Source organism: Mesorhizobium sp. M7A.F.Ca.US.007.01.2.1 (assembly GCF_003998165.1).
Classification (GTDB): domain Bacteria; phylum Pseudomonadota; class Alphaproteobacteria; order Rhizobiales; family Rhizobiaceae; genus Mesorhizobium; species Mesorhizobium ciceri.
Genome location: NZ_RZQP01000036.1, coordinates 14409 through 38645 on the forward strand (window position 1 = coordinate 14409; position 24237 = coordinate 38645).

General features: G+C 62.4%; 20 protein-coding genes. 9 read left to right on the top strand and 11 right to left on the bottom strand.

The features are described 5' to 3' along the window. The first annotated feature begins 59 nt into the window (after positions 1–59). Positions 60–1616 (top strand): serine hydrolase, encoded by a 1557-nt coding sequence (locus tag EN949_RS09560; protein WP_063168614.1) that lies wholly within the window; start codon positions 60–62, stop codon positions 1614–1616. A gap of 28 nt (positions 1617–1644) precedes the next feature. Here the strand turns inward: EN949_RS09560 and EN949_RS09565 are convergent, their stop codons facing one another. After that, positions 1645–2580 carry a hypothetical protein gene (locus tag EN949_RS09565; protein WP_013530658.1) on the bottom strand — a complete coding sequence of 312 codons (936 nt, stop codon included), beginning with the start codon at positions 2578–2580 and terminating at the stop codon, positions 1645–1647. Positions 2581–2739: 159 nt separating this feature from the next. Between EN949_RS09565 and EN949_RS09570 the strand changes: the two genes are divergently transcribed. Beyond that, the gene (locus tag EN949_RS09570; protein ID WP_063168613.1) at positions 2740–3852 is read left to right on the top strand and encodes a KamA family radical SAM protein; all 1113 of its coding nucleotides are present in this window, start codon (positions 2740–2742) and stop codon (positions 3850–3852) included. A 9-nt stretch (positions 3853–3861) separates the two neighbouring features. Here EN949_RS09570 and EN949_RS09575 read toward each other — a convergent pair whose 3' ends face one another. From EN949_RS09575 to EN949_RS09585, 3 genes are read right to left on the bottom strand one after another with little or no spacing between them, the layout of a single operon-like run. After that, positions 3862–4467 (bottom strand): 4'-phosphopantetheinyl transferase superfamily protein, encoded by a 606-nt coding sequence (locus EN949_RS09575; protein WP_063170289.1) that lies wholly within the window; start codon positions 4465–4467, stop codon positions 3862–3864. Positions 4468–4514: 47 nt separating this feature from the next. Continuing rightward, positions 4515–4964 carry a GNAT family N-acetyltransferase gene (locus EN949_RS09580; RefSeq protein ID WP_244514318.1) on the bottom strand — a complete coding sequence of 150 codons (450 nt, stop codon included), beginning with the start codon at positions 4962–4964 and terminating at the stop codon, positions 4515–4517. Next, positions 4961–9073, bottom strand: a complete 4113-nt coding sequence (locus tag EN949_RS09585) for a Pls/PosA family non-ribosomal peptide synthetase (protein ID WP_127365883.1) — start codon at positions 9071–9073, stop codon at positions 4961–4963. Before EN949_RS09585 ends, EN949_RS09580 begins: the two co-directional genes overlap by 4 nt. Positions 9074–9321: 248 nt before the next feature. Here EN949_RS09585 and EN949_RS09590 point away from each other — a divergent pair, with 248 nt between their 5' ends. From EN949_RS09590 to EN949_RS09600, 3 genes are all read left to right on the top strand, one after another. Then, positions 9322–9927 (top strand): BA14K family protein, encoded by a 606-nt coding sequence (locus EN949_RS09590; protein ID WP_127365882.1) that lies wholly within the window; start codon positions 9322–9324, stop codon positions 9925–9927. Between the two features lie 97 nt (positions 9928–10024). Next, the gene (locus EN949_RS09595) at positions 10025–10372 is read left to right on the top strand and encodes a DUF2934 domain-containing protein (protein ID WP_127365881.1); all 348 of its coding nucleotides are present in this window, start codon (positions 10025–10027) and stop codon (positions 10370–10372) included. 631 nt (positions 10373–11003) lie between these two features. Beyond that, the gene (locus EN949_RS09600; protein ID WP_086081318.1) at positions 11004–11153 is read left to right on the top strand and encodes a hypothetical protein; all 150 of its coding nucleotides are present in this window, start codon (positions 11004–11006) and stop codon (positions 11151–11153) included. A gap of 82 nt (positions 11154–11235) precedes the next feature. Here EN949_RS09600 and EN949_RS09605 read toward each other — a convergent pair whose 3' ends face one another. The 5 genes from EN949_RS09605 to EN949_RS09625 all read right to left on the bottom strand — a co-directional run bounded on the left by EN949_RS09605 (position 11236) and on the right by EN949_RS09625 (position 17274). Beyond that, positions 11236–12183, bottom strand: coding sequence for an EamA family transporter (locus EN949_RS09605; protein WP_127367253.1), 948 nt, complete (start codon positions 12181–12183; stop codon positions 11236–11238). Positions 12184–12640: 457 nt separating this feature from the next. Further along, complete coding sequence (locus EN949_RS09610; RefSeq protein ID WP_164755425.1) at positions 12641–13711, bottom strand: hypothetical protein; 1071 nt, start codon at positions 13709–13711, stop codon at positions 12641–12643. A gap of 227 nt (positions 13712–13938) precedes the next feature. Continuing rightward, complete coding sequence (locus EN949_RS09615; RefSeq protein WP_127371134.1) at positions 13939–15090, bottom strand: reverse transcriptase family protein; 1152 nt, start codon at positions 15088–15090, stop codon at positions 13939–13941. 185 nt (positions 15091–15275) lie between these two features. Next, positions 15276–16547 (bottom strand): hypothetical protein, encoded by a 1272-nt coding sequence (locus EN949_RS09620; RefSeq protein WP_127366171.1) that lies wholly within the window; start codon positions 16545–16547, stop codon positions 15276–15278. Between the two features lie 229 nt (positions 16548–16776). Continuing rightward, positions 16777–17274 carry a hypothetical protein gene (locus EN949_RS09625; protein WP_127366172.1) on the bottom strand — a complete coding sequence of 166 codons (498 nt, stop codon included), beginning with the start codon at positions 17272–17274 and terminating at the stop codon, positions 16777–16779. A 218-nt stretch (positions 17275–17492) separates the two neighbouring features. Between EN949_RS09625 and minC the strand changes: the two genes are divergently transcribed. The 4 genes from minC to EN949_RS09650 all read left to right on the top strand — a co-directional run bounded on the left by minC (position 17493) and on the right by EN949_RS09650 (position 21276). After that, positions 17493–18293, top strand: a complete 801-nt coding sequence (minC, locus tag EN949_RS09630) for a septum site-determining protein MinC (RefSeq protein WP_127366173.1) — start codon at positions 17493–17495, stop codon at positions 18291–18293. Positions 18294–18358: 65 nt separating this feature from the next. Then, positions 18359–19174 (top strand): septum site-determining protein MinD, encoded by an 816-nt coding sequence (gene minD, locus EN949_RS09635; protein ID WP_127296957.1) that lies wholly within the window; start codon positions 18359–18361, stop codon positions 19172–19174. After that, positions 19171–19443 (top strand): cell division topological specificity factor MinE, encoded by a 273-nt coding sequence (gene minE, locus EN949_RS09640; RefSeq protein WP_024501686.1) that lies wholly within the window; start codon positions 19171–19173, stop codon positions 19441–19443. The genes minD and minE overlap by 4 nt, the downstream gene beginning before the upstream one ends. Positions 19444–19809: 366 nt before the next feature. Further along, positions 19810–21276, top strand: a complete 1467-nt coding sequence (locus EN949_RS09650; RefSeq protein ID WP_127366175.1) for a hypothetical protein — start codon at positions 19810–19812, stop codon at positions 21274–21276. 288 nt (positions 21277–21564) lie between these two features. Here the strand turns inward: EN949_RS09650 and EN949_RS09655 are convergent, their stop codons facing one another. Together EN949_RS09655 and EN949_RS09660 are read right to left on the bottom strand one after the other, a co-directional pair. After that, complete coding sequence (locus EN949_RS09655; protein ID WP_127366176.1) at positions 21565–23349, bottom strand: ABC transporter ATP-binding protein; 1785 nt, start codon at positions 23347–23349, stop codon at positions 21565–21567. A gap of 9 nt (positions 23350–23358) precedes the next feature. Continuing rightward, positions 23359–24237, bottom strand: an 879-nt coding sequence (locus EN949_RS09660; RefSeq protein ID WP_127371676.1) for a glycosyltransferase, incomplete at its 5' end; no start/stop codon positions are given.

The following is a 24237-nucleotide window of genomic DNA, read 5'->3' on the forward strand; positions in this document are numbered from 1 at the left end:
GGTCTCACCCGTGCGGGCCTGTATCATGGTCATGTGAATTCCTGGGAGGAGGCTTGTGCATGCGGCTGAATCGGAATCTCTGCCAGTGGAGGGTTTGGGTCTTCATCGCCGCAATGGCGCTTTGGCCGCACGCGGCGCCGGCCGATAGCCTCACGCCCGAGCGCATCACTGCTGCCCTGTCGAAGCTCGAAGCGCTTGCCGAAGCCGCCGTCGCGGACGGTGCCGTGCCCGGGCTCGCCATCGGCGTCGTGCGCGATGACGAGGTGATCTTCCTCAAGGGTTTTGGGCATCGCGAGGCCGGCAAGCCTGAGATCGTCGACGCCGACACGGTGTTCCAGATCGCCTCCCTTTCCAAGCCGGTTTCCGCCACCGTCGTAGCGGCGTTGGTTAGCGACAGGATCGTGTCCTGGGATTCGAAGATCGCCGATCTCGATCCGGCCTTCAGGTTGGCCGATCCTTATCCGGCAAGCCAGCTCACCGTCCGTGACCTGTTTTCGCATCGCAGCGGGCTTCCAGGCACCGCCGGAGACGACCTCGAGGACATTGGCTACGACCGCGTCGAGATCCTGCATCGCCTGCGGTTCGTGCCGCCATCGTCGAGCTTTCGGGCCGGGTATTCTTACAGCAATTTTGGATTGACAGAGGGTGCCGTGGCAGCCGCGACACCGACGGGAAAGCCCTGGGAGCAGGTCGCCGAGGAGAAGCTCTACCGTCCGCTGGGCATGGCCTCCACGAGTTCCCGCCATTCGGACTTCGTCAAGCGAACCAACCGCGCCGCGCTTCACGTCAAGGTCGATGGCGCCTGGGCAGCGAGGATAGAGCGCGATCCGGATGCGCAGGCGCCCGCCGGCGGCGTCAGCTCTACGGCACGTGACCTCTCGCAATGGGTGCGCCTCATCCTCCACAACGGCGTTTATGCCGGCAAGACACTGATTGCCGCCGATGCGCTAAGCCAGACGCATGTTCCGCTGATATCGCGCGGCAACAACCCCGTCTCCGGCGGCGCATCGTTCTACGGCCTCGGCTGGAATGTCGAATTCGGCCGACACGGCCTGAGCTGGGGCCACGCCGGCGCTTTCAGCGTCGGCGCGCGTACCCTGGTGACAGTCTTCCCAAAGGAGAAGCTGGGCATAGTCATCGTCGCCAACGCCTTTCCGACTGGCCTGCCGGAGGGATTGTCCGACAGCTTCGCCGATCTCGTCTTCGACGGTAAGGTCGAGAAGGACTGGGTCAAGGCGTGGAATGATATCTATGCGGGCCTGTTCGGTCCGGTGGTCGCGGCGGCCAAGGCCGCCTACGCCGCGCCGCCGTCTCCGTCACGGCGAGCCGGGCCGGGCAGTGTCTATGCTGGCCGGTACGCCAACGACTTCATCGGCGACGCGATTGTGTCGAAAGCGGGAGACGACCTTGTACTCAAGGTGGGCCCGGCCGCCGGCCGGTCCTATTCATTGAGGCATTTCGACGGTGATCTTTTCCTGACCTTCCCCGACGCGGAGACGCCGGACAGCCCCTCGGGTGTAAGTTTCGTGGTCGGCGCTGACGGCAAGGCGTCGGCCATGACTGTAGGTTTTCTCGACGACAATCATCTCGGCACGCTGCAACGTGTGGGGGACTGACTTCCAAATCGACCGGTCCCGCCGGGAGTCAGGATGCCGGGCCGTATCGGAGCAGTTTGAAGCAATCGCCGTTGCCCGATTTCGTCTGTGCCAGCGAGGGCTTCGATCTGTCGATCCATTCCTGATGTGACCTCGCGTCGGCTTCGATCGCGTCGACCGGTGCAAGACTGACAAAGCTGCGTCCGTGGCTGAGAAGCCAGCACGCACGGCCGAGAAATCGCCTGCTGCGCTGGCGCAAGAGGTCGGCATCGTAGAAGATGTCGAGCACCTCGTGCTTGATCTTGCGCTCGGTTTCAGGATTGGCGATCGCAACCTCGATCGGCTCGCCGCCGATCGCATCCTGCAGGTCCTTGTAGTCGAGGGTGAGTTGGGTGATGGCATATTTGATCTCGCTCTCGTCGCGCACGATGTCGAACCATAGCGTCGGATCGAGCTGGTTGACGACGAACGACGACTCGAAATCGCGCGACAGGTTGAGGATGTCGAAGTCCCGGATGTCGACGTCGCGCTCAACCAGCAGGATTTCGCGGATCTGCTTGCCAAGCTCCGCTCCCTGCGCGCCGATGGCGGCGTTGGTTCCACCAAGTTCGGGACTAACGTAGGCCCCGCCGTCATCCAGCAGCGCGTCGAATTCGCCAAGTGACTCGACGAGGGGAGCGCCACGAGCGATGCGCGCCGCCAGCTTGGCCAGAACCTGCTGGAGATCCGTTTCGCGTCTGCGCTGGTCTTGGTAATTCTGCTGGAAAAAGAAGATGAACAGCGACACGCCGATGCCGATCAGGATCACGCCCAACTGCGAGAAGATGTTACGGTAGTATTCCAGCAGCTTTTCGCGATGACGCACGTCGTCGCGCACACTGTGGGCGACGCGCAGATTGACGATCAGCGACAGGATGAGCAGCCCAGTACCGACGAGGATGAGGCCGCCGATGAGCAGGTAACCATGGCCTGTGCTGAAGTCCATTCGTTTTCCCTGAAGCCCAGACTGCGCAGAATAGTGCCATTTTGGCTAAATACCTACGGATTTGCAGGCGGTGGATTTGATGGCGGCGACCACCCCAGAAGGTTGACCCGCCTGGCCATCCGGCCGATAGCTCCGCCAGAAACTGCCCCGAGAACCCTGATGACTTCAGACACGAACCTCCACGATGCACGCTCCGCCGATCCTGACACCGCCTGGCAGGCGGACGTCCGCGCCGGGGTGCGCCACGTCCGCGACCTTGACCGCCTCCCGCTGTCGTCAGCCGAGCGCGCAGCCGCCCAGGCCGCGGCGGCGAACCACAAGGTGCGCGCGCCCAAAGCCTATCTCGACCTGATCGACTGGAACGACCCGGCTGATCCGATCCGGGCGCAGGTCATCCCGTCTCCGCAAGAACTTGAGGAAGCGGAAGGCGAACTCGACGATCCGATCGCCGACCATGACTTCAGCCCGGTGCCGCGCTTGACGCATCGCCATGCCGACCGGGTGCTGTTGTTCCCGACCTACCAATGCGCGGTCTATTGCCGGTTCTGCTTCCGCAAGGAATCGCTGACCTCGATCGGCAGGGGTTATACGCGCGAGGCGCTGGAGCCGGCGCTGGCCTATATCGCGGATCACCCCGAAATCCGCGAGGTGATCCTGACCGGCGGCGATCCGCTGTCGCTGCCCGACAAGGCGCTGGCCGAAATCCGCGCGCGCATCGAAGCGATCGCGCATGTGCGGCTGCTGCGCATCCACACGCGCGTTCCGGTGGCGCTGCCGTCGCGCATCACGCCGGGGCTGGTTGCGGCCCTGCAGGGCCGGCTGATGGTCACCATCGTCACCCATTTCAACCACGCGCGGGAAATCACTCAGGCCACGGAAACCGCCTGTCGCACGCTGCGGCAAGCCGGCTTCGTGCTGCTCAACCAGAGCGTTCTGCTCAAAGGCGTCAACGACAGCGTCGAGGCGCTGGAGGAGCTCTGCCGCGAGCTGATGTATCGCCTCGGCGTCAAACCCTATTACCTGCACCATGGCGACCTCGCGCGCGGCATGGCGCACCGGCGCACGACGATTGCGCAGGGGCAGGCGCTGACCGAAGCGCTGCGGGCGCGACTGTCGGGCATCTGCAACCCCGTCTATGTGCTCGACCTGCCGGAAGGCGGCGGCAAGGTGCCGATCGGGCCTTGCCATGTCGAGGGACGGGAGGGCGAGAACTGGCGGCTGCGCGGGCTGGATGGCGAGGTGAGGGCGTATACGGAGATCGTTGGCGAATAGGACTGCGCGCTAACCCCTGTCTTTCTCGACAAACGCCAGCACCACCACGCGCGGGGCAACGCAGTAGGCGAGCCTGGCCTTGCGGCCTGTCTTCGTCGTCGCGTGGCCTGCGTTCAGGTCGACGGTGATGTCCTCATAGCCCAGCACCTCGCGATCGAGCGGATAGACGGCCTTGTAGACGGCTTCCTTGGCGGCAAAAAGGATGCGGCCGGCAAGATGCCGGTCGGCTGCGTCGGTGCGGTCCGCGGGTGTTGTCACGAGCGCCAAAATATCATCCGGGAGAGGCTGCGCGGGCTCGACGTCGATGCCGAGCGAGGCGATATCGCCAACCGGTGCAACCGCCGCTACCGCCATGTCGTCGTCGTGCGCGAGCGAACCCATTATTCCCTCGGGCCAGACCGGCGCGCCGGTTGGCGCGCGCAGGATGGCGACGTCGCCGACGCCAAGCTCCGCCAGCAGTCCGTGCGCGATCCAGCGCGCAGCGCCGCTGGCGCGCCGCATGGCAAGCTGGCGCGCCGCGATAGAGCGGGCTTCCATGGGCAGCAGATGGGCTTCATCGCCTTCGCGGATCAGGCGGCATCCGATCCGGACACCGCTCGGCGCGATCGCGGCCATAGCCTCCAGCAGGGTCGTTTCCGCCGATGAATTCGCAACGGGCGGCGTCAACGATCGACCATCGGCAGGACGGCGATCATTTCTCCGTCCTCGTCGATGCCTTGTTCCACGAAGCCGGCTGCGCGATAGAGGTGGCGTGCGGCCTCGTTCTCGGGCTCGTAGCAGATCGAAACCTCCCTGATATGGCCGAGATTTCCGATCTCGTCGAGCAAGGCGCGCAATGCGGCTTTGCCATAGCCTTTGCCCTGGTGGGCGCGGTCGATCATGAAGCGGTAGACCAGCGCCTCGTTGTCCGACGCATCGTACATCAGGAAACCGACGACACGGGTCCCAGCCATGATGGCGCGCGGCCGCGCGTCTTCGTCGGTTTCGGCTTCTTCGAGGGACTCCGAATTGCCGGCGACGAAATCCCTCTGCTCCGGAGCCAGTTCCAGGGCCGCCACCAGAGCGCGGTTGGCCCTGGTCACGGCAACGAGACGGATGTCCTCGGTGTTCAAGCCGATGCCTTGGCCGAGGACTCGGTGATCGGTTCGACGAAGCGATGCAGCTTGGCCGGGTTGCCGCGCCATATGGAGTTGGGCTCCAGCTCTTCGCCCTTCATGACGAAGGAGTCGACATCGACCACCGAACCTTCGCCCATGACAACGCCGTAGTGGACAAAGGCGGAGGGTCCGAGCGTGCAGCCCTTGCCGATGCGGATGAAGTCGGACTTGAAGGCGCCTTCTTCCAGCGAATGGGCCTGGATGACGCAGCCCTCGTTGAGGGTGGCGTCGTCGCCGATCTCCACCAGCGAGCGTTCTGTCAGATTGCTGCCGCCGTCATAGACACGGCTGCCGATCTTGACGCCCAGCATGCGCAGGATCATCGGCCGGAACGGCGTGCCGGCGAACAGCCGCACGATCGGCGAATCCGCCAGCTTCCAGTGGCGTTCATGACGCCAGAACGCGACGTCATAGATCGTCGTCATCTGCGGCTTCAGCCTGCCGAAACCAAGACTTGCCCGTTCCACGAAGATGTAGAACGGAATGGTGATCGCCGAGGTCAGCAGCACGGCGACGAACAGTGCGACTTCAGCCCATTCGGTGTAGTAGTTCAGCGCCCGGTCCCAGATCGCCAGCGTGGCGAACAGCATGACCCATTGCGTTGCCACGAACAGCAGGATCGTCACCAGATTGTGGCGGTTCTTCAATGGGATGCGCCGGCGCCGGTCGTCCTCGTCGATGCCGGCGATGAGTTCCTTGTCGCGGTTCACCATGCGCGGGATTTCAAAGGCAGGCGAACCCAAGAGCCCGACATTCTCGCGCAGCGGCCCGTCGATGGGGATCATCACCTTGGTGCCGAGCAGGACGTTGTCGCCGGTGCGGCCGTCCGGCGGATAGTAGATGTTGTTGCCGAGATAATTGCGCTCGCCGATCCTCGTCGGCTCGAGCCTGAAGGCGGCGGCGGATTTGTGCATGTTGATCATGAACAGCCCGTCCGACACCATGGTCTCGGTGCCGATCTCGCACAGAAGCGGGTTTTCGTGCTGCTGGTTGGAGCCGAAATTGGAGCCGGTCTGCACCACCTTGTTGAGATTCCAGCCGATCGCTCGCATGTAGTGCACGATGGCCGAGCTGTCGCCGGCCAGCAGGCCGAGCACGCGGGAATTGCTGGAGAATTCAGCGACGGTCTGCAGCCAGTAGCGGAAGCCGTACAGCGTGTAGGTGCGGCCTGGCTTCAACAGCAGGCTGACCAGGCGCGGCACCAGCGTCGCCGCCAGGAAGGATGCGGCCATGTAGCCGAACAGCGTCACCGTGGTGCCGATCGCGACGACGCCGATGGTTTCCTGGTAGTCGTCGCCGACATTTTCCCAATAGCTGTGGAACAGGAGCGGCAAGGGAGTGACGATGGCAAACAGGCCGATCAGCTGAACCGCTTCGAACAGGAAGCGCCGGATGTTGGACGGATCGACATTGCGCACCTTGCAATAGTCGGCCGTGGTCGGCACGGCCGGCGAGCCATGCCAGCGTTCGCCGTCGGGGATGCTTTGGCCGCGGTGCAGCGAGGACGAATGGCCGAGCTGGGCGCCGTCGCCGATCCTGGTGTCGATGTCGAGCGTCGAACCGACGCCGACAAAGGCATCGCGGCCGATGGTCAGCGGCCCGGTGTGGATATAGCCGGCCTGCGCCCGGAAGCCGAGGATCATCGATTCCTTGCGCAGGATGGTGTTGGCGCCGATCGAGATGAGATCCGTGCAGACGGGCACGGATTTCGATTCGATGACGGCGTTCTTGCCGAGCCTGGTGCCGAGAAGCTGCAGGTAGATGCTGTAGAGCGGGCTGCCGCGGAACAGCACGACGGGCGCGGTGCGGATCAACGTCTTGACCACCCAGAAGCGGAAGTAACGCACGCCCCAGATGGGAAACGCTTCCGCCTTCCAGCGGCCGACCAGCACCCATTTGGCGAGGACGGCAAAACCCGACATGCCGAAGAACACGGCGGCCGAAAGCGCCACGCACCTGATGTAGAGCTGCAGCGGATCGTCGAGCGCGTCGTACATCCAGTTGAGACCACCATTGATCGCCCACAGGGCGCCATAGCTGTAGAGCCCGTAGAACATCAGCTGTGCGGCGCCGCAGGTCCAATAGGCAAGATTGGAGGCCCGCCGCGTGAGGACGGGCTCGTTGGTGGCCGTCGTCATCTCGTCCGCTACGCCCAGATGCAGCGCCAGCCGCGCCACGGTCGGGTGGAGGTAGATGTCGCGCATGGACGCCGTCGCCCATTCCTTCCTGGTGCGCACACGGGCGCAGAAATGCGCCATCAGCAGCGAGTTGGCGCCGAGATCGTCGAAGAAATTGTCCTCGACGGACACTTCGTCGAATTTCAGCACCGCGGCCAGCGCGTCGGCCAGGAAACGCTCGTCGTCATTGCTGGGCGCGACCATGGCGCGATCGCCCGAAAGCCGCACGCTTGTCGGCTTCGGCAGCTGGCGCAAATCCACCTTGTTGGAAACGGTCATCGGGATCGCCGGCAGTTCCTCGAGATAGGAGGGCACCATGTAGTCCGGCAGCCGCCGCTTCATCGTCCTGGCGAGGTCCGCGCGCGAGATCGCCGTCTGGCCGGCCTTGGCTGCGAAATAGGCGACGAGTTCGACGCGGCCGGGCTCGATCTCCCAGGTGGTGACGGCGGCTTGCGCGATCTCGGGCTGGTCGAGCAGCACCGCCTCGATCTCGCCGAGCTCGATGCGGTAGCCGCGGATCTTCACCTGGGTGTCGATGCGGCCGTTATACTCGATCTCGCTTTGGTCGTTGATGCGGCCAAGGTCGCCGGTGCGGTAGATGCGCTTGGACGGGTTGTTCGGCAGGCCGACGAAATCGGCGATGAATTTCTGTTCGGTCAGGTCGGGCCGGTTGAGATAGCCGACCGCGAGCCCGATGCCGGCAATGCCGATCTCGCCCAGTTCGCCCGGCTCGGCAAGCTGCGGCAGCGAAGCGTCGAGAATGACGATCGAGTAGGTCGGCAGCGGCGCGCCGATGGTGACGGGACTGTCCGGCGTCAGCGCGCCCATGGTTGCGGTGACGGTCGCCTCGGTCGGGCCATAGGTGTTCAGGATCTGCCGCCCCGGCTTCGACCAGCGCACCACCAGATTGTGCGGACAGGCCTCGCCGCCCACCAGCAGCGTGCGCAGGCTGGGCACATCCGATGTCATCGACGACAGCAGCGTCGGGCTGCAGGCGATGCAGGTGATGTCGTGGAGCCGCAGGAAATCGGCGAGTTCCTCGCCCACCAGCGGCATCTGGCCGGGTGCCGGCACCACGGTCGCGCCGGCGACGAACGGCACCCAGATTTCTTCGGAGGAAAAGTCGAAGGCGATCGTCATGCCCTGGTAGACGCGGTCGCCCGGCCGGTAGCCGTAGGAGGCGGCGGCGACGCGGATGAAATTGACGAAACTCTGGTGCTTGATGACCACGCCCTTGGGCTTGCCGGTGGTGCCCGACGTGTAGAGGATGTAGCAGGTGTCGTCCGCTGAAGCGGCCTTCGCATGCGGCTGCAGCGGCGCGTCGGACTGTCTGGAGATTTCGGCGGCAGTGCTGTCGATCAGCAGGTGCGGGACCGGCAGCTGGCCGGCCCGCGACGCATAGGCGGCGATGGTGACGATCAGGCTGACGCCGGCGTCTTCGATGATGAGCGCCATCCGCTCCTCGGGAAAGGCGGTCGCCAGCGGCACGAAGGCAGCGCCCGCCTTCATCACGGCGAGCAGCGCGACATAGGTCTCCGCCGAGCGGTCGAGGATGAGCCCGATGCGGTCGCCCGGCTTCACGCCGCGCTTGACCAGCAGGCGGGCGAACTGGTTGGCCCGCCTGTCCAGCTCCCGATAGGTCCAGACACGCCCATCGGAGATTACCGCCGGCAGCGCTGCGAACATCTCGGCAAGCTGTTCGAAGACGGTGTCGAGCCGCTCGCCGGGCAAGCCTTGGCGGGCAAAGTCGGCGCCCGTCAGGATTTGCCCGCGCCTGGCTGTCGCGGGAGCCGTTCTTACCAGCGCATCGACACCTGCCGGGCCGCTTTCCAGCCCGGATCGTTCCGCGTCCAGTTCGGCGACATCGACACCGTGATCCATTTCCATACTTTCCCGTCCAGGCCGGGCATTGCCCGGCACGGCCATTTTTCCAGTTGTTGTGGGATGCTTATGCCATCCGATCTTTTCGGCAGTTTTTCCGAACTGTTGAATATTGTTTCTGAACTGTGTCTGGGCGGGGTTTGAGCCTCCCTTGGCGGCTGCGCCCGGCGGCAACGCCGGCGCGCGCGCCGGCGTTTTTCTGGAACCAGCCTTGAGGCCCCGCATTCTATGAGCAGGGACTGAAGGAGCGTGTCGTGAAAGCGGTTTTGGGACTGGTCTGCGGCTTCGTGCTGACCCTTGCGGTCTTCGGCAGCGGACTGGGCTTCGCCGCCTGGCTGCTTGCCGCAAAGCCGCCGCGCCAGGCAACGGCCACCGTCAGCGTGGCGGAGCTGTGGACCAAGAAGGCGCGGCCGGTGAACAAAGCCGGGCAGGGCCTCGAACGCCTGCCGGCCGCCCAGCCGGCGCCGCCCGACATCCCCGCCAAACCGCAGGAAACACCGCCCGACCCGACGATCACCGGCGCCATCGCGCCCAAGGCAGCCGACCTGCCGCGTCCGCATCTCGCCTGGTGCGCCAGCCGCTATCGCTCCTACCATCCGGACGACAACAGCTATCTTTCCTACAGCGGGCAGCTGCGCCCCTGCATCTCGCCCTATCTCGAAGCCGCCGGTCAGGCCGGCCAGCCGGCCGCCGATGGCGGGGAAAACGGCGCTGGCCTTGGCGTCTACCTTGCCGACGATGACGGCGAAGCGCTTTCGGCCGACCATGTCGATTCCTGCTTCAGCCGTTACCGCTCCTACCGCCCGGAAGACAACTCCTACCAGCCCTATTCCGGCGGCCCGAGACGGCAATGCCAGTAGCCCCCGCGCGCCGCCGGCATGGCGATCCGATCGCGCGGATTTTCCGGAGCGTCCGCATTGGCGCGACGTTCAACCCTGACCCCAAGGAGGACTGACCATGAGCGACGACCGGGACGACAGAATTCGTGAGCGCGCCTACCAGATCTGGGAACGGGAAGGCCGCATGCAGGGCGACCCCGAACGGCACTGGCACCAGGCCGAGGCCGAGATCGACCGCGAGGGAGCCCTGCCGCTGACGGCGGACGATGCGCTGCCTGAAACCGGCGAGATCGCCAGCACCGACGTGCTGGAGGTCGAGGCGCTGGCGGTGCGCACCGGCATCTCCGGCGACGAGGCACAGGAACTGCTCGACCGCCTGGGCAACGACCGCGCCGCGGTCGAGCAAGCCGCGCGCAGCCTGAAGGCCAAAGAGCGGCGAAACCCCGATGAGGGACTGGCGAAATAATCGGAGGACGAAAAATGCCGGCCAGGCTGCGACGGCTGATCGGCACGAAAAGCCCGCGCCTCTGGCGGAGGACGCGGGCCGATCGGAGGGCCGATCTTCGGCAGGCGATGGAGGGCACCACCTGCCGCATCCACTAACAATTAGCTTTGGCTAATGTTCCGTCAAGTTGGATCTGAATTTACTGCGTTGAAATGTCACCTCGGCCGCAATTGCGCCGCTGGCCTTGGTGGCCGCCGGCAGGCAGCTTGCGTCGATGGATAGGAATTTTTTCTTGACGGGGTGAGGGCAGCTATGCTACATTTTTGCCTATGGTGCTGAGTTGCGCCAGTGACCCGTCGCCCAGGCGGGTTTTTGCGTTTTGGCCGGCGCTCGCCGAATTTCGACGTTGCCAGAAAGCGCCGACGCCAAAGCTGCCAATCTCCCCACTTGTGGGGGAGATGGCCGGCAGGCCAGAGGGGGGCGCCGCAGAGTGCCGCCTTCGAACGGGTGGATCATTTGGATCGGAACGGCGTTGATCCCTGACACAACCGGGGAATGAGCATGGCGACAAGGCGCAGGCGCTGGTCGGCAGGCCGGGCCGCCCGGCAAGCGGAAACCTTGATCAGGGCCAATCCTAGCCAGGGAGAGCGAGATGATCCGAAAACTCAAGGACGGCAAATACCGGCTGTATTCGCGCAAGAAGGACGACAAGACCGGCAAGCGGCGCAACCTCGGAACGTTCGATACGCGCGAGGCGGCGGAGAAGCACGAGAAGGAGGTGCAGTATTTCAAGCGGCATTGAGAGGGGGCTCTGGCTGTCGCGATGGTGACTCACCAAACGCCAATGCGGCCGGCGCTGAATACAGCCGTCACCCGCAAGATGTCTACGCCACGCGTGGTTGAGCTGGCCTGACCACGGTGGCAAGCACGATGCCGGCGACGATGAAGGCCGCACCGACCAGGTCGTAATCGTGCAAGCCCTCGCCGAGCAGCAGATAGGCGAGCACGGCCACGAACACCGTCTGCAGGTAGAGCAGCATGCTTGCCCGGCTCGCGCCCAGCGTTTGCACGCTTTTGTTGTAGAGATAGTACATCAAGGCGCCGCCGGGACCTGCCAGATAGGCGAGCGCGAGAAGGCTGTCGACGTTCATGGCGGAGCGTTCGTCGTTGAACAATTCCCACAAATGGAAAGGCAAGGCGACCAGCGCACCGGCGCCGAGCAGCAGCACGACCATCGGCAGCAGCTCGATGCCGAATTTGGCACGGCGCAAAAGCACGGTGTAGAGGCCCCAGCAGAACGCGCTGCCGACGATCCACAGCTCGCCGGCGTTGACCTTGAGCTGCAGCAGCGCCGCCAGGTTGCCGTGGGCAACGATGAAAATCATCCCGGCAAGCGCAACCAGCGCGCCAAGCGACTTCCACAGCCCGAGCGGCTCGCCCAGCACGAAACGGGCGAGCACCATCGTCATGACAGGCGACAGCGCCATGATGATGCCGGCCGTGGTGGCGTCGGTGTGGTTGAGGCCGTGGTAGATCATACCCTGGCACAGCGTCAGGCCGATCGCCCCCACGGCGACGACCTCCACGGCGCGCGTTCGCAAGAGCCCGATCATCGCCTCGTGATGACGGTGCACAATCGGCAGCAGGATGGCGCAGGCAAGCGTCAGCCGCCAGAAGCAGAGGCCCCAGGGCGGCATTTCAGGCGCCACCCATTTGGCCGCGATATAGACACCAGCCGAAAGCAGCCAGCACAGGATGGCGGCCGGATAGCCGGCCAAAGAGGGGCCGGCTACGGGTTGCGCGGCTTCATGCGCTATCGGCATTGCCTGCATGTCATGCCTCCCCCTTCGATGACCTCGCCAGACGGGGACAACATAACCTGTGTCGCTGGGTCGTGCATCCGTTTTGAAAGGCGAGAAGGAAGCTGCCCGGCCGATCGTGAAAACGATGTCAGTCCGTCTTTTGGCCGGAACGCATTGCGGAAACGTCCATCCACATCGCGCCCACGGCATGGCCATCGCCGGTCGGAATCGCGGCTGGCGAGCTCGGCATGTTCCCAGCCGGCCAGTTTGCTCAGTTCGGCGATCTCGCTCGCGCGTTCAACTCCATCATCCCCGCTATTTGGCCCGCGGTGCGCTGCGGCGGGGCGCGATGCGCGGCTCGTGCGACTGAGTTTCTTCTGACCGCACTCCCCACCAGAGAGCATCTGCAACCTATGTCAGCGGCTGTATCTGAGATGTCAATTCACGGGACAATCGGCTTCGCACCTGAGGCGAATGTCTGACGGTTTCATTTGGCGAGCACCGTTGTGACAGCGTGTTGGAGCTTCTCACCGAATGGAAGCTCGGCTACCAAATCCAGCGCTTTCTTCTTGTCCAGAGCTAGCACCAAGGCGAGTCTCGCCAGTCCAGCCTTCGACATCACCAATCGAGCTGGACGATCCGGAGCCTTCCATTCTCCAAAGACGTCACTGAAGCTTGGGCCTTTCTTCATACCAAGTTTGGAAATTAATGCCTTTAGCTCGTCCACAGCGCTCAGGCCGGCGAACTGAGTTGCGGAAATGAATCCGCCGTATGGGTCCCTCGCACGAGGGTGATTTGGAGCTATTGCAAAGCCATTCTTCTTCGCGAGTTCGATGATCTTGATGAGGTCCTCGTCTTTGTTCAAGAACAAATCTATTGACTCGCGATCGATACCAATTTTGAAGTCGCCAGCCTCTATCTTCTGTTCATACTCATGACGCAATTTCTGAACCGCATCGGACAGATCGGAGAACTCATCGTCAGCCAACTCCAGAAGCGCACTTACGCGAAACACCCTTCGTCTCAGGTTCTGTGGCGTCTCACGGGAATTCTTGTATCGAAGCTTCCAGTCTATGGCTGCCCAGGCGTGTTGCAGAATCGTTCGAACCTGTATCTCTGCTCGCAATCCCGCGAAGCGCATATTTTCGGGTAGCCCGGCTCTCTCTGGTTTATATGTAACTACAAAATGGCGTGAACGATAACCGAACTGGTCCGGCTCAAGCTGCTCTTGCTTGTTGATCGAATGCTCCTGGTCGATGCTGTAAATCTCGGCCAAGCGGCCGCACACTCGATCCGCATCCTCATTCAGATAGCAGATTATCCGTAACCCTGAGAGGTCAGTGACTTCTGAGAAATTCTTGTACTTCTGCTCCTTCTCGGGAAGATCAACCTTTTCCTCGAAGCTGTCGATTTCCTTTGTTCGGCTTTCTATCGTATGGAAGTCCTTACCTTCCTCAAGCAACTCGCGCAGCAACGCTTCGTTTCGGTCAGTAAATTGCAGGTAGGTTCCATGAACGGCCTCATAGGCCAGTCTAAGCGCGTGTGAATAATCTGACAAATTGCGGCTCCCAAAGCAGGTGTCAATTTTTTAAATAAACCACGTCGACAGGCGGGCACCACGGCCGGTCGGCGAATTATCAATCGCCGCGTTGTTCTCGCCAGCATCGATGTATGAAGAGCATTTTAGCGAGGTTGTAGATTTGAAACCAAGTGTAAGCATAAGCTTAGACTGCTGCGAGCACCAATTTCAAATCCGTATAGCGCACGATGTCAAATACCTGAGAATTAGACTGGCCAGTTTACCTTATTCAGAGCTGAGAGGCACTCTTCACCGTAGGGTTTCTCGACCTGACGAGCAAATGTAGCAAGACCATGGATGTGGTGTCTCATGCCGCGGATGGAGCTGAAGCCTCTGATGCGTGCATGATCAGCTGGGCCGTGCTTGGGCGAAGTGAGATAGTACAGATGCTGTCGCATGAGAATTCGAAAATCACGCTGCAGGCGAGGCTCTTCCCCGTCAACCAAGAGGCCGAGGACGATCTTGCGCGAACCCGGCGACAGGATAATTGTCTTGGCAGTGTTTGGGGAGAGGCCATGCTTCGCCATAGCGGCATAGATTTCGCCAATTACGGCTCGGCACTTGTCGCGGTTGAAAGTTTTGTCCTTGGTCGAGACCGTCAGGTCGTCGGCATAACGGGTATAGATCATGCCGTGTTTGGCAGCTATTTCTTCGATCAGTTCATCGAGTTTACGGACTGCCAGATTGGCTAGCATAGGGCTGGTGGGAGCGCCTTGAGGAAGATGGCCCATCCGGCGGGCACCATAGACCTTGATTGTTTCACGCTCTCGATTTGACCACCATCGGGGGTTCTTGCGACTGGTAGTGAGGCTTCCAAGCCGTGTGCAGATGCGGGCCAGCTCCAGCGAAATCAATCGCTGAAATCCGAGTGACTGGAAGACACGGTAAACTGAAATCTCGTTAATGGATTCAAAGAAATTGCGGACATCCATTTTGACGATCCATCGGGCTCCGCAGTGGGGTTCGGCAGCGGCAACAAGCGTGTCACCCTTGGAAAAGGCTACACTCGCCGAATGTGGTCTGACATGTCCAAGGATACGGTGGGTTATCCATCGCTGAACTTTCATGAGCGCCGGGCTCGGCACAGCAATGACACGGAAACGTTTCTCTCCCGTGTGTGAAGGGCGCTTCCGTATTAAAAACAACCTGTAGGGCTCTCCATCGGCGCGCGAAGTTATCGCCCGGAGAAGGCCATAGTCGACGTCGGCAGCATGGGCGAGATGGCGAAGTGTGAATACGGGGGCGACGTCTGCGTTGACGGCGTGGATTAGCTTCGCGGTTTCTATTGCGTTAGCAACGATGCCGGGATCCGTATCCTTGGCGCTGCGGCGATATTGCTGAGGGCTCCACCGGGACATCTACTTCGACACCCAAGGGGTGAGACATGTCCCGCAGTGAGCAAGACATCGCCCCGAACCGCCCTTGGGCGGGCGCTGTGGGACATGCCTTAGCATCAAGCGGACGCTTGGCCAAAGAGCTGCAGAATCTGCAGTCCGTGAATGAACAATCCGAAGATTGCCCATCGGTGCCGGAATGACCGGCATCAACTAGACACCTTCGATGGAGCCCTCAACGACTTTGGATAATAGAGTATTTCCGGTGGTTCTGAAAGTGGTTCCAGTTCGGGCGCTTCATACTTGGCATTATCGAGCTCGGCATGTCCTTGGTCCGTCAGCCGCCGTGCGTCGTCAATCCAGTAATGCGCCACTGCTGTTATAAGTGCCTTTTCAATATCCAGAATAGTGAGGCCTGTCCGTCTGGAGATGGTTTCGCTGTCTCTGGGAGGGCGGCTCAATGCGGCAAGCACCATCAGCGACCGGCGAGCATATGGCTTTGCATTTGAAAGCCATGGCGAGACTGCAAGTTTGGTCTGACGCATATCCAGCAGTCGAGACCTGATCGTCTCATCGTCTAACTCCGAAGCGCTTGCAAATGTTTCTCTCGTGCCAGAGGTAATCCGCTTCGGAAACAGCGGTATCCACCCGCGTCCCCCCGTGTGCAGAATACGGGGTGAATTGTTGGGTGCGCCGTGAGCGAAAGCAATGAGGGCGCCGGTCCCTCCGTAGCCTAAGGACTCGATGCGGTCGTGGTTTAGCGGATCATAGCGGACACATAGTTCTCTTAATTTCAAACCACGTTGCCACATCGAATAGTCGGAAAGAGTATCGCACCTCCGGACGATATGAACGTCAGGCAACGATGGGTGACGCTGCACGCGTCTCTGGCCACTCTCAGTTGCGGCGTAGGCCGCGACTTCAAAACGCATCCCAACGGTTTTCCTCGCGGACCACCAACTACGCACAGAGCGAACTAGCCATGCAGCCTGAATGTACCGGTATGCACGGTTGCCGCTACCTATGAAATCAGTGACGAGCATGAACCGTCGGACACGCCTTTTCCGGATATTGTCGGGGCCAGGATGGCTTACAAATTTCTCGGGAAACTCACGGCACAGTTCCGAGATCAACTGGGCCACGATACCCTCACTGCCGACGTCCGGATCGTATGCCTTTGTAGGGCGGACCGGTTGAGGTCCTGATCCTTCCGCCCGCTTTACTTTTCTTGCCGACTCTTTGAAAAGGCGATGCGGGACACCTCTGCGATGGTTCAATTCCCGCTCGGCATAAAGCCCGATAAGACCATCACCTCTCGATCTTGCTAAGATCAGTTCGCGGAGGCGGTCGTTGAATTTGTCGCGGGACACTAACTGCATTGACTCAAGCAAATCGACCGCCGTTAGCTGGTCGGCGGCATCAAACTGCCCTAGCCAGGCCAGCGTCGTGTCTGATGACAGAAATTTTGAGTTCTTTGGCATATGATTTATAGCAATCAAGCGTCATTCAAGGGGAATAATACTAATAAGAATATGTAGCGCAAGAGCAGTATTTGATTTCTCCAACTCTGTCAGCTAAAGAAGGTTATAAAAATAACTGATCAGCCAATAGATCTGGTCCGTTGCTGGGTCTTTATGCGGTCGCGCCCGGCTACCGTTCGGGTCGCTCCAAGCTCCTGCCTCTCGCCGAGCGCTTGGCGCAGACGCCGCCCTATCCGCCCCCCTTCAACTCGGCGAATACAAAGGCATAGGGCACCGCTTCGCACCCCGCCGTTGTGGAGCATGCATTCATCGCCGAATCCAATACGAATAGAGAAGCAGCGATCAGGGCCTGATCGCGCGGGCCGACATAAACCTTCTCACCATGGAAAAGATTGTTGCGCACGAGACGGACCGCCTCAAACAACATCTGCAGATTGACGACGGTTGCCGGTTTTGTGAAGGCTACTTCATTCGCTGCAATGACGGTCAGGCTTTTGGGTTGATCGCTAAAGAAAATATCGGCCTGTGGCGCCTTGCGCATTGCGGCGAAAAAAACTGTTCCCAGCGCCCTGGAAAACTTCTCCCAGTCGGGATGGGCTGCTTTGGACACCACTCCTTTGAGGAAACCGCCTCGCTTCAAGGCAAATTCAAATCGAGAAAATACAGCGAAGAGCGTCACAGCATCGGCGCTCGTCTGGTGTTCGATTCCTGCCCGGTAGTGGTTCATATCATACCGCCTTGCTCGCTGAGGGCGCCGTAGGGCGCTTCTGAGAACTGGATCGGACAATTCTTGAATCAACCGAAACTGCCCGATCAGGAGCTTGGCAAACTTACGAATTGCCACCCCAACTTTGTCAAGAACCACCTTCCCAGATCACCCCCTCATTAACCATTCGTTAACCATTCTCTCGCTAGCGTTTACCTCTCAGTAAGGATTCGCCAGCCGTGACCTTTGCCGCCCCCCTCGAGGCCAAATCCATTCGTTTTCGCGCGCGTTCTTTCGTCGCTTTCACGCTGACGCCCGAAGCGCCTTTGGACGTGTGGCTGGAGGGGCTGGACCACTGGATCGGCAACTCGCCAGGCTATTTTGCCGGGCGGCCGGTGGTGCTTGATCTCAACACCTTGAAGCCCGATGTCGCGGCGATCGAATCGCTGGTCGGCGTGCTTGGCCATCGCGGCATCCGCATCTACGCCATCGAGCTCGACGGCCACGCCGCACTCGCGCCCAACCTGCCGCCGGTGCTGGTCGGCGCCAAGGAGGCGACGACGGATGGGCTGCTGCCCCGCAAGGCGCGGGAGGATGTTTCCGGAGAGGGCAAGGCCGAGGGCAGGGCGCCTGAAGCCGGCGCGGCCAAGGTCGCCGACGGCAAGGCTGACGCAAGCAAGGCGGGCGATAGCGAGCCGCAGGTTGAGCCTTCGGGCACGCTGATGATCAAGGCGCCGATCCGCTCCGGCCAGGCGATCGTGCATCCGCATGGCGATGTCATCGTGCTCGGTTCGGTCGCCTCCGGTTCGGAGATCATCGCGGCGGGCTCGATCCATGTCTATGGCACGCTGCGCGGGCGCGCTTCGGCGGGTGCGCTGGGCAACAGGGGCGCGCGCATCTTCTGCCGCAAGAACGAGGCCGAGCTTCTGGCGGTCGACGGCTGGTACGTCACCGCCGAGGAGATGGAAGGCGTTTCGCGCGGCAAGCCGGTGCAGGCGTTTCTCGACGGCGACGCGTTGCGGGTTTCGACGCTGAGCTGACATTCGTTTCGATATTGGGGCGGCCGGGCCGCTCGACCAAGAACAACAACAACGGAGGCTTTTCAATGGGCAAGGTAGTGGTGGTCACCTCGGGCAAGGGGGGCGTCGGCAAGACGACCTCGACGGCGGCCCTAGGGGCGGCCGTGGCCAAGACCGGCAAGAAGGTGGCGCTCGTCGACTTCGACGTCGGCCTGCGCAACCTCGACCTGATCATGGGCGCCGAACGGCGCGTGGTGTTCGACCTCGTCAACGTCATCCAGGGCCAGGCGAAACTCTCGCAGGCGCTGATTCGCGACAAGCGGGTCGAGACGCTGTTCCTGCTGCCGGCCTCGCAGACGCGCGACAAGGATGCGCTGACCGAGGAAGGCGTCGGCGAAGTCATCGACAAGCTGCGCTCGGTGTTCGACTACGTGTTCTGCGACAGCCCGGCCGGCATCGAGCGCGGCGCGCAGCTCGCCATGCGCTTTGCCGACGAGGCGGTCATCGTCACCAATCCGGAAGTGTCGTCGGTGCGCGATTCCGATCGCATCATCGGCCTGCTCGATGCCCGCACCTTGCGGGCCGAGCAGGGCGAGCAGATCGCCAAGCATGTGCTGGTGACGCGCTACGATGCGGCGCGTGCGTCGCGCGGCGAGATGCTGTCCATCGACGACGTGCTGGAAATCCTGTCGGTGCCGCTGCTCGGCATCATCCCGGAAAGCCAGGATGTGCTGCGCGCCTCCAATCTCGGTTCGCCGGTGACGCTGTCGGAGCCGCTCAATGCAGCCGCCAAGGCCTATATCGACGCTGCCAGGCGGCTGGAGGGCGAGGAATTGCCCGTCATCGTGCCCTTCGAGCGCAAGGGCTTCCTCGATCGTCTTTTGGGAAGGAGGGCGGCATGAACCTGCTCGACATCTTCAAGCGGCGCTCCAGCGCCCCGGTGGCGCGCGAGCGACTGCAAGTGCTGCTCGCCTATGAGCGCCGCAACCGCAGCCAGCCCGACCTCGTCTCCATCCTGCGCGAGGAGATCATGGCCGTCATCGCCAAGCATGTGCAGATTGACCAGGACTATCTGCAGGTCTCGATGGACCGCGGCGAGACCATGTCGACGCTGGAGATCGACATCCAGATCCCCAACAAGAGCGCCGTGCCGCTGGCCATGGCGGGGTGAGGGCAACTTAGGGGGAGCCGCGATCCTTCGCGCCCCCCTCTGTCCTGCCGGACATCTCCCCCACAAGTGGGGAGATTGGCAATTTCTGCGCTTCAGGTCTTCTTGCAACGTTGGCGATTGGCGAAAGCCCGCATGACGTCCAATCTCCCCTCGTGTGGGGGAGATGTCCAGGACAGAGGGGGACGCTGTCCCGCCGGCAGAACCGGCTTCGCACCCTCGCACCGCATCGCTCGCAGCGTCCAAACCCCTAAAATGTCCCAAATTTACCTTTGTGCCGACGGGGCTTCCCCTGCGCAAGCAGCGGATGTAGGCTATATTAGCAATTTGTTAAGTTCTAAGCGAGGTATGCGTAAGGGGAGTTTGGCGATGAACTTCAGAGGCCTGATCAAGCGTGCTGAAGACGTGGATAAAGCGATCCAGGACCTGCAGATCGATTTGGCGGACGCGCTGGATGCAAGTCTCGACGCCGACGACCTGGCACCGCCGGAGAGCGACGATGTGCCGGATGCCCAGGCGGCAGCCGATGACGGGCCACCCCAGGCCGATGCGGCAAATGACGACAATGCCGGGAATGCCGAGAATGCGGGCGCTGCGGACAGTTCCGAAACCGCGCCAAGACTGACCGCCCATACACAGACCCGGCTGGCTGCATTGAGCGCCTTCGAGGGGCTCTTCCACGACGCCAGGGACTATCTGGAGGAGATCAACGACAAGCTGTCGGAGATCGGCACCTCACACCATCTGACGCGCGAATTCCTCAACATCCTGCACAGCGACATCCTGCGCGCCAACGAGCTGGAGGTCGCCAATGCCGCCCTGGCCGCCGAACAGAGGGCTCTGTCGGAGAAGCTGCACGACGCGACGCGAAAGCTGCGCGAGCGTGACGGCGCTTTCGAAGCGCTGCAGCAGCGCGAGACAAGCCTGGTCCAGGACCGGGAGACGCTTCGTGCGGCACTTGCCGCGGTCAGGCTGGAACTCGTCGAGACAGCCAATGCGAGCGCCAAACGCGAAGCGGAGTTCGGCGACATCGCCAAGCGGCTGACCGCCAGGACTGTCGAGGCCAACAGGCGCTTGCGCGAAAGCAAGATGCTGCGCGAAAAGCACGTCAACCTGTCGATCGAACTCGACAAGGCGCTGAAGCGGGAATCGCAGGCGCGCCACAGGCTCGACGAGCTGTCGGCGGTCCATGCCACCGAAGCAGCGCGGCTGGCGGAGCTGCTGGCGGCGCTCGGCAAGAGCGAGAAAGAGGAGATGCGGCTGCAGAAGTCGCTCGAGGCGGCACAGGCGAAACTGTCGGAAACGACCGAAGCGGCCCACATGATGGAAGGCGACAAGGAAGCCGAGCTGGCTCGCAGCCAGGCGGAAATGCGCGGGTTGAGCTCGGAGATCCAGAACCTGCAATCGCGGCTGGAGCAAGTGTCGAGCGAAAACGGCGAAGCCGCAGGCGAGATCGCCAGGCTCAAGAGCGAACTGAACGATGCCCTGGCCGAAAAGAAGATCGCCGATGAAAGATTGTCCGCGCTGAGCCAGGAGAGCGAAAGCGACAAGATGAGTCTTTCCAAGGTGAACGCCAACCTTTCTCAGCTGACGCTGCAACAGGCGTCCGAACAGATACAGTTCGACGTGCAGAGGCAGGAGTGCGAGGACCTCAAGGCCGAAATCGCCTCGCTCAATGCCCGGATCAAGGAACTGCTGCCCTATGAGCGGCTCCACAAGGCCACCAATGGCAGGCCGCGCGAGGACGGCGTGGTCGAGATGGCCGGGGCGATGGCGAAGAAAGCACGGACGACGGGCAGGCGGCGCATGCGCAGGAATGTCGGCGCCGCCACCTGAAGCGTGTCGCGCCTGAAGGATTCAGGCGACCCGCTTCAGATCCTTCTTTTGTGCATGGGAGGCCGGCACCTCACCCGGAGAGTAAGTCCAATGGGGCACCGGCCAGGCGGATCGACAGGTCCGCCGCACAGGCAAGGTAGCGCGCCTCGGTCCCGCACGGCATTGGTGCGATCACGGAAGGTGCCAGCGGCAATTCCCCTGGCTTGTGATTCGAACCCTTGCGACGACCCGCCGGCCGGAGCCTGCAGACACGCCCAGGATAAGATCGCGGGCCGGCCCGGCGCCTTCTCAGTCGAGCGGTTCGTGCTGGTAAAGCTCGTCCATGCTGAGCGAGGCCAGGGCGCCGAAAGGGGCCTGTTTTTTCACGCGGCCGCCGCTCAGGATGACCACGTCGTCGCAGAACGAGATGGTGCTGTGGTGATGGCTGATGACGATGGTCGTGCGGCGGCCGGCTCTCGACTTCAGGGTCTCGACGATGGCCGCTTCCGACAGCCCGTCCACGGCATTGGTGGCCTCGTCCAGGATGAGGAGATCGGGATCGCGCACCAGGGCTCTCGCCAAGGCGATGCGCTGCCTCTGTCCCGCCGACAGATTGACGCCCCTGTAGCCAACCAGGGTCTCGTAGCCCTGAGGCAGCCTTTCGATGAATTCATGCGCTTCGGCCAGTCTCGCGGCGGCCTCGGCATCGCTGGCTGTCGCGGCATCCTGGCCGTAGATTATGTTTTCAAAAATGCTGCCGTCGACCAGTTCCAGTTCCTGGCTGGCCAGGGCGATGTGCCGGCGCCACTGGCTGGCGTCGATCCGGTCGAGCGGCGATCCATCGACGAGGATGCTGCCGGTGTCCGGTTCGACGAAGCGGCACAGGAGATTGACGATCGTCGTCTTGCCGGCGCCCGAGCGACCGATCAGCGCCGTCGAGCGGCCACCGCGGATCTCGAATGCCGCCGCATGCAGCACAACCTCGCGCCGGTCCGTGCCGGAGTAGGTGAATGTCACATCGTCGAACTTGATGCCCTGGCGCAGGCCGTGGAATGGCCCGTCGCCTTGCGGCGGTTGCGGCTTGCCTGTGGGATCCAGCAGCCAAGTCACCTCCTCAAGCGATCCGCTCAGGCCTTGCAGCTGGCTCCACGACCCCTGCAGGGCCCGCATATGCGGCTGCAGCCTGTAGAGCAGGATGACGAAGGCGATGATCAGCGGGAAACTCACCTGCGCCAGCCAGGCGCCGATCACCACGGCCAGGAACAGCATGGCGTGGAGAACCTCCGTCAGCGGCGGCAGCGCTCCCTGGCGCACGAGCAGCGCGAAGGAAGCGCGGCGAACCGCATCCGACGCCGTGTCGAATATCGCCTTTTCCCGGTTCTCCTGTCCGAAGATGCGGATCAGCCGTCCGGCATGCACAAGGTGAAGCATCTGCGAGGCGAGGTGGCCGTTGCGCGAGGCGACGCTGCGGCTTGGCTCCTTCAGATTGGCTGAGAGGATGGCGTGCGCGATCTGGACGAGCGCCAGTCCGAGCGTGACCAAAAGCGTCATGCGCCACGAAAGCAGCAGCAGGAAAGCCAGGAGGATGATGGCGGCCGATGCGCTGACGATGGCCGACAGCATGATCTGGATCGCATCGGAAGCCCGCCAGGATTCGTTGGAGATGATGTTGAGCAGGCGTCCTGGGTTCTGCCGCAGGAAGAACGGGTAGCCGACCCGCAACAGCTGCTCCGACAGGGCGCTGCGGATGGAATGGCTTGCCTTGCCGGAGATGAAGGTCGTCAGCAGCGTGTTGGCGAAGGCGAAGACGTTCTTCAGGATGATCGAGCCGAGGATGGCGGCCGAAATGACGATCAGCCGGTCGCGCTCGCTCAAGCCCGATCCGACGTGCTGGAGGACGGCGGAGAAGCCTGCCATTCCGGCGGCATCCCCGTGTCCCATGATGATGCCCAGCAACGGGATGATCAGGCCGATGCCGAACCCTTCGAGGACGGCGCTGACCAGGCCGAGAATCACCACCGCCGGAAGCAGGCGCAGTTGCCGCTTTCCGAACGCCCGGAACAGCATCGGCAGGTTTGGCGGCAGCATTGGCATTACAGCGTTTCACCTCGCCTGGGCATTGGCTTGTTGATCTTGGCGCACCGGTTCGGCCCGCGGCCGTCTGACCAGCAGGAGAACCGCGAACCTGGCCGCGCCGAGCAAATTCATGGCGACGATCGGCCAGTGCGGCAGGTTGAGTTCACGATCGAAGGCGGGTCCTCCCGCCAATTCCCGGAAAGCCCCTCTTGCGGCCCAGTAGAAATGGCGAAGCAGCCAGGGCGCGTGGCGAACATGCTTCAGGCAGAGCCCGCCATTGCCCAGGCTGTAGTCGCGATGCAGCTTTTCGATGGCTTTGCGATCCCGCCGGCCGTGATGGTGGAAAATCGTCATGTCAGGCACATACTCGACCGCGATGCCGAGCAGCATCGCGCGCACGAGATAATCGGTATCCTCGGCCGACCGCAATGGTCCGCCGGCGCCGAAGCGTTCGTCGAAATAGCCGATGCGGGCCGCGACATCGCGGTGCATCGTCATGTTGCAGCCCAGCACGAAACCGCCGGGATGAACATCTGGCGTCAGCCGCTCGCGCGTCCACGACCGCTTGATGGTGAACGGCAAATCCCGGGGATCGCCAAGCTCGACACGGCCGCCCCGGATGAGCCATTGTTCCCCGGACGCATAGTGTCGCTCCAGATCGCGCAGATAGTCGCGATGGACCGCGCAGTCGTCGTCGACGAAGACCAGCACACGGCCGCGCGCGCGCCTCAGCCCGGCGTTGCGCGCAGCCGCCAATCCGGGGCGCGGCTCGCAAACGGGCGTGAACGGAATTTCCGACGCAGCCGCGATGCTGGCCAGGCGTTCGGCCGTGCGGTCGCTCGAACCGTTGTCGACGACCACGAGTTCGGCGGCGAAGCCGGCATGTGCGCGGCATGCGGCTTGCAC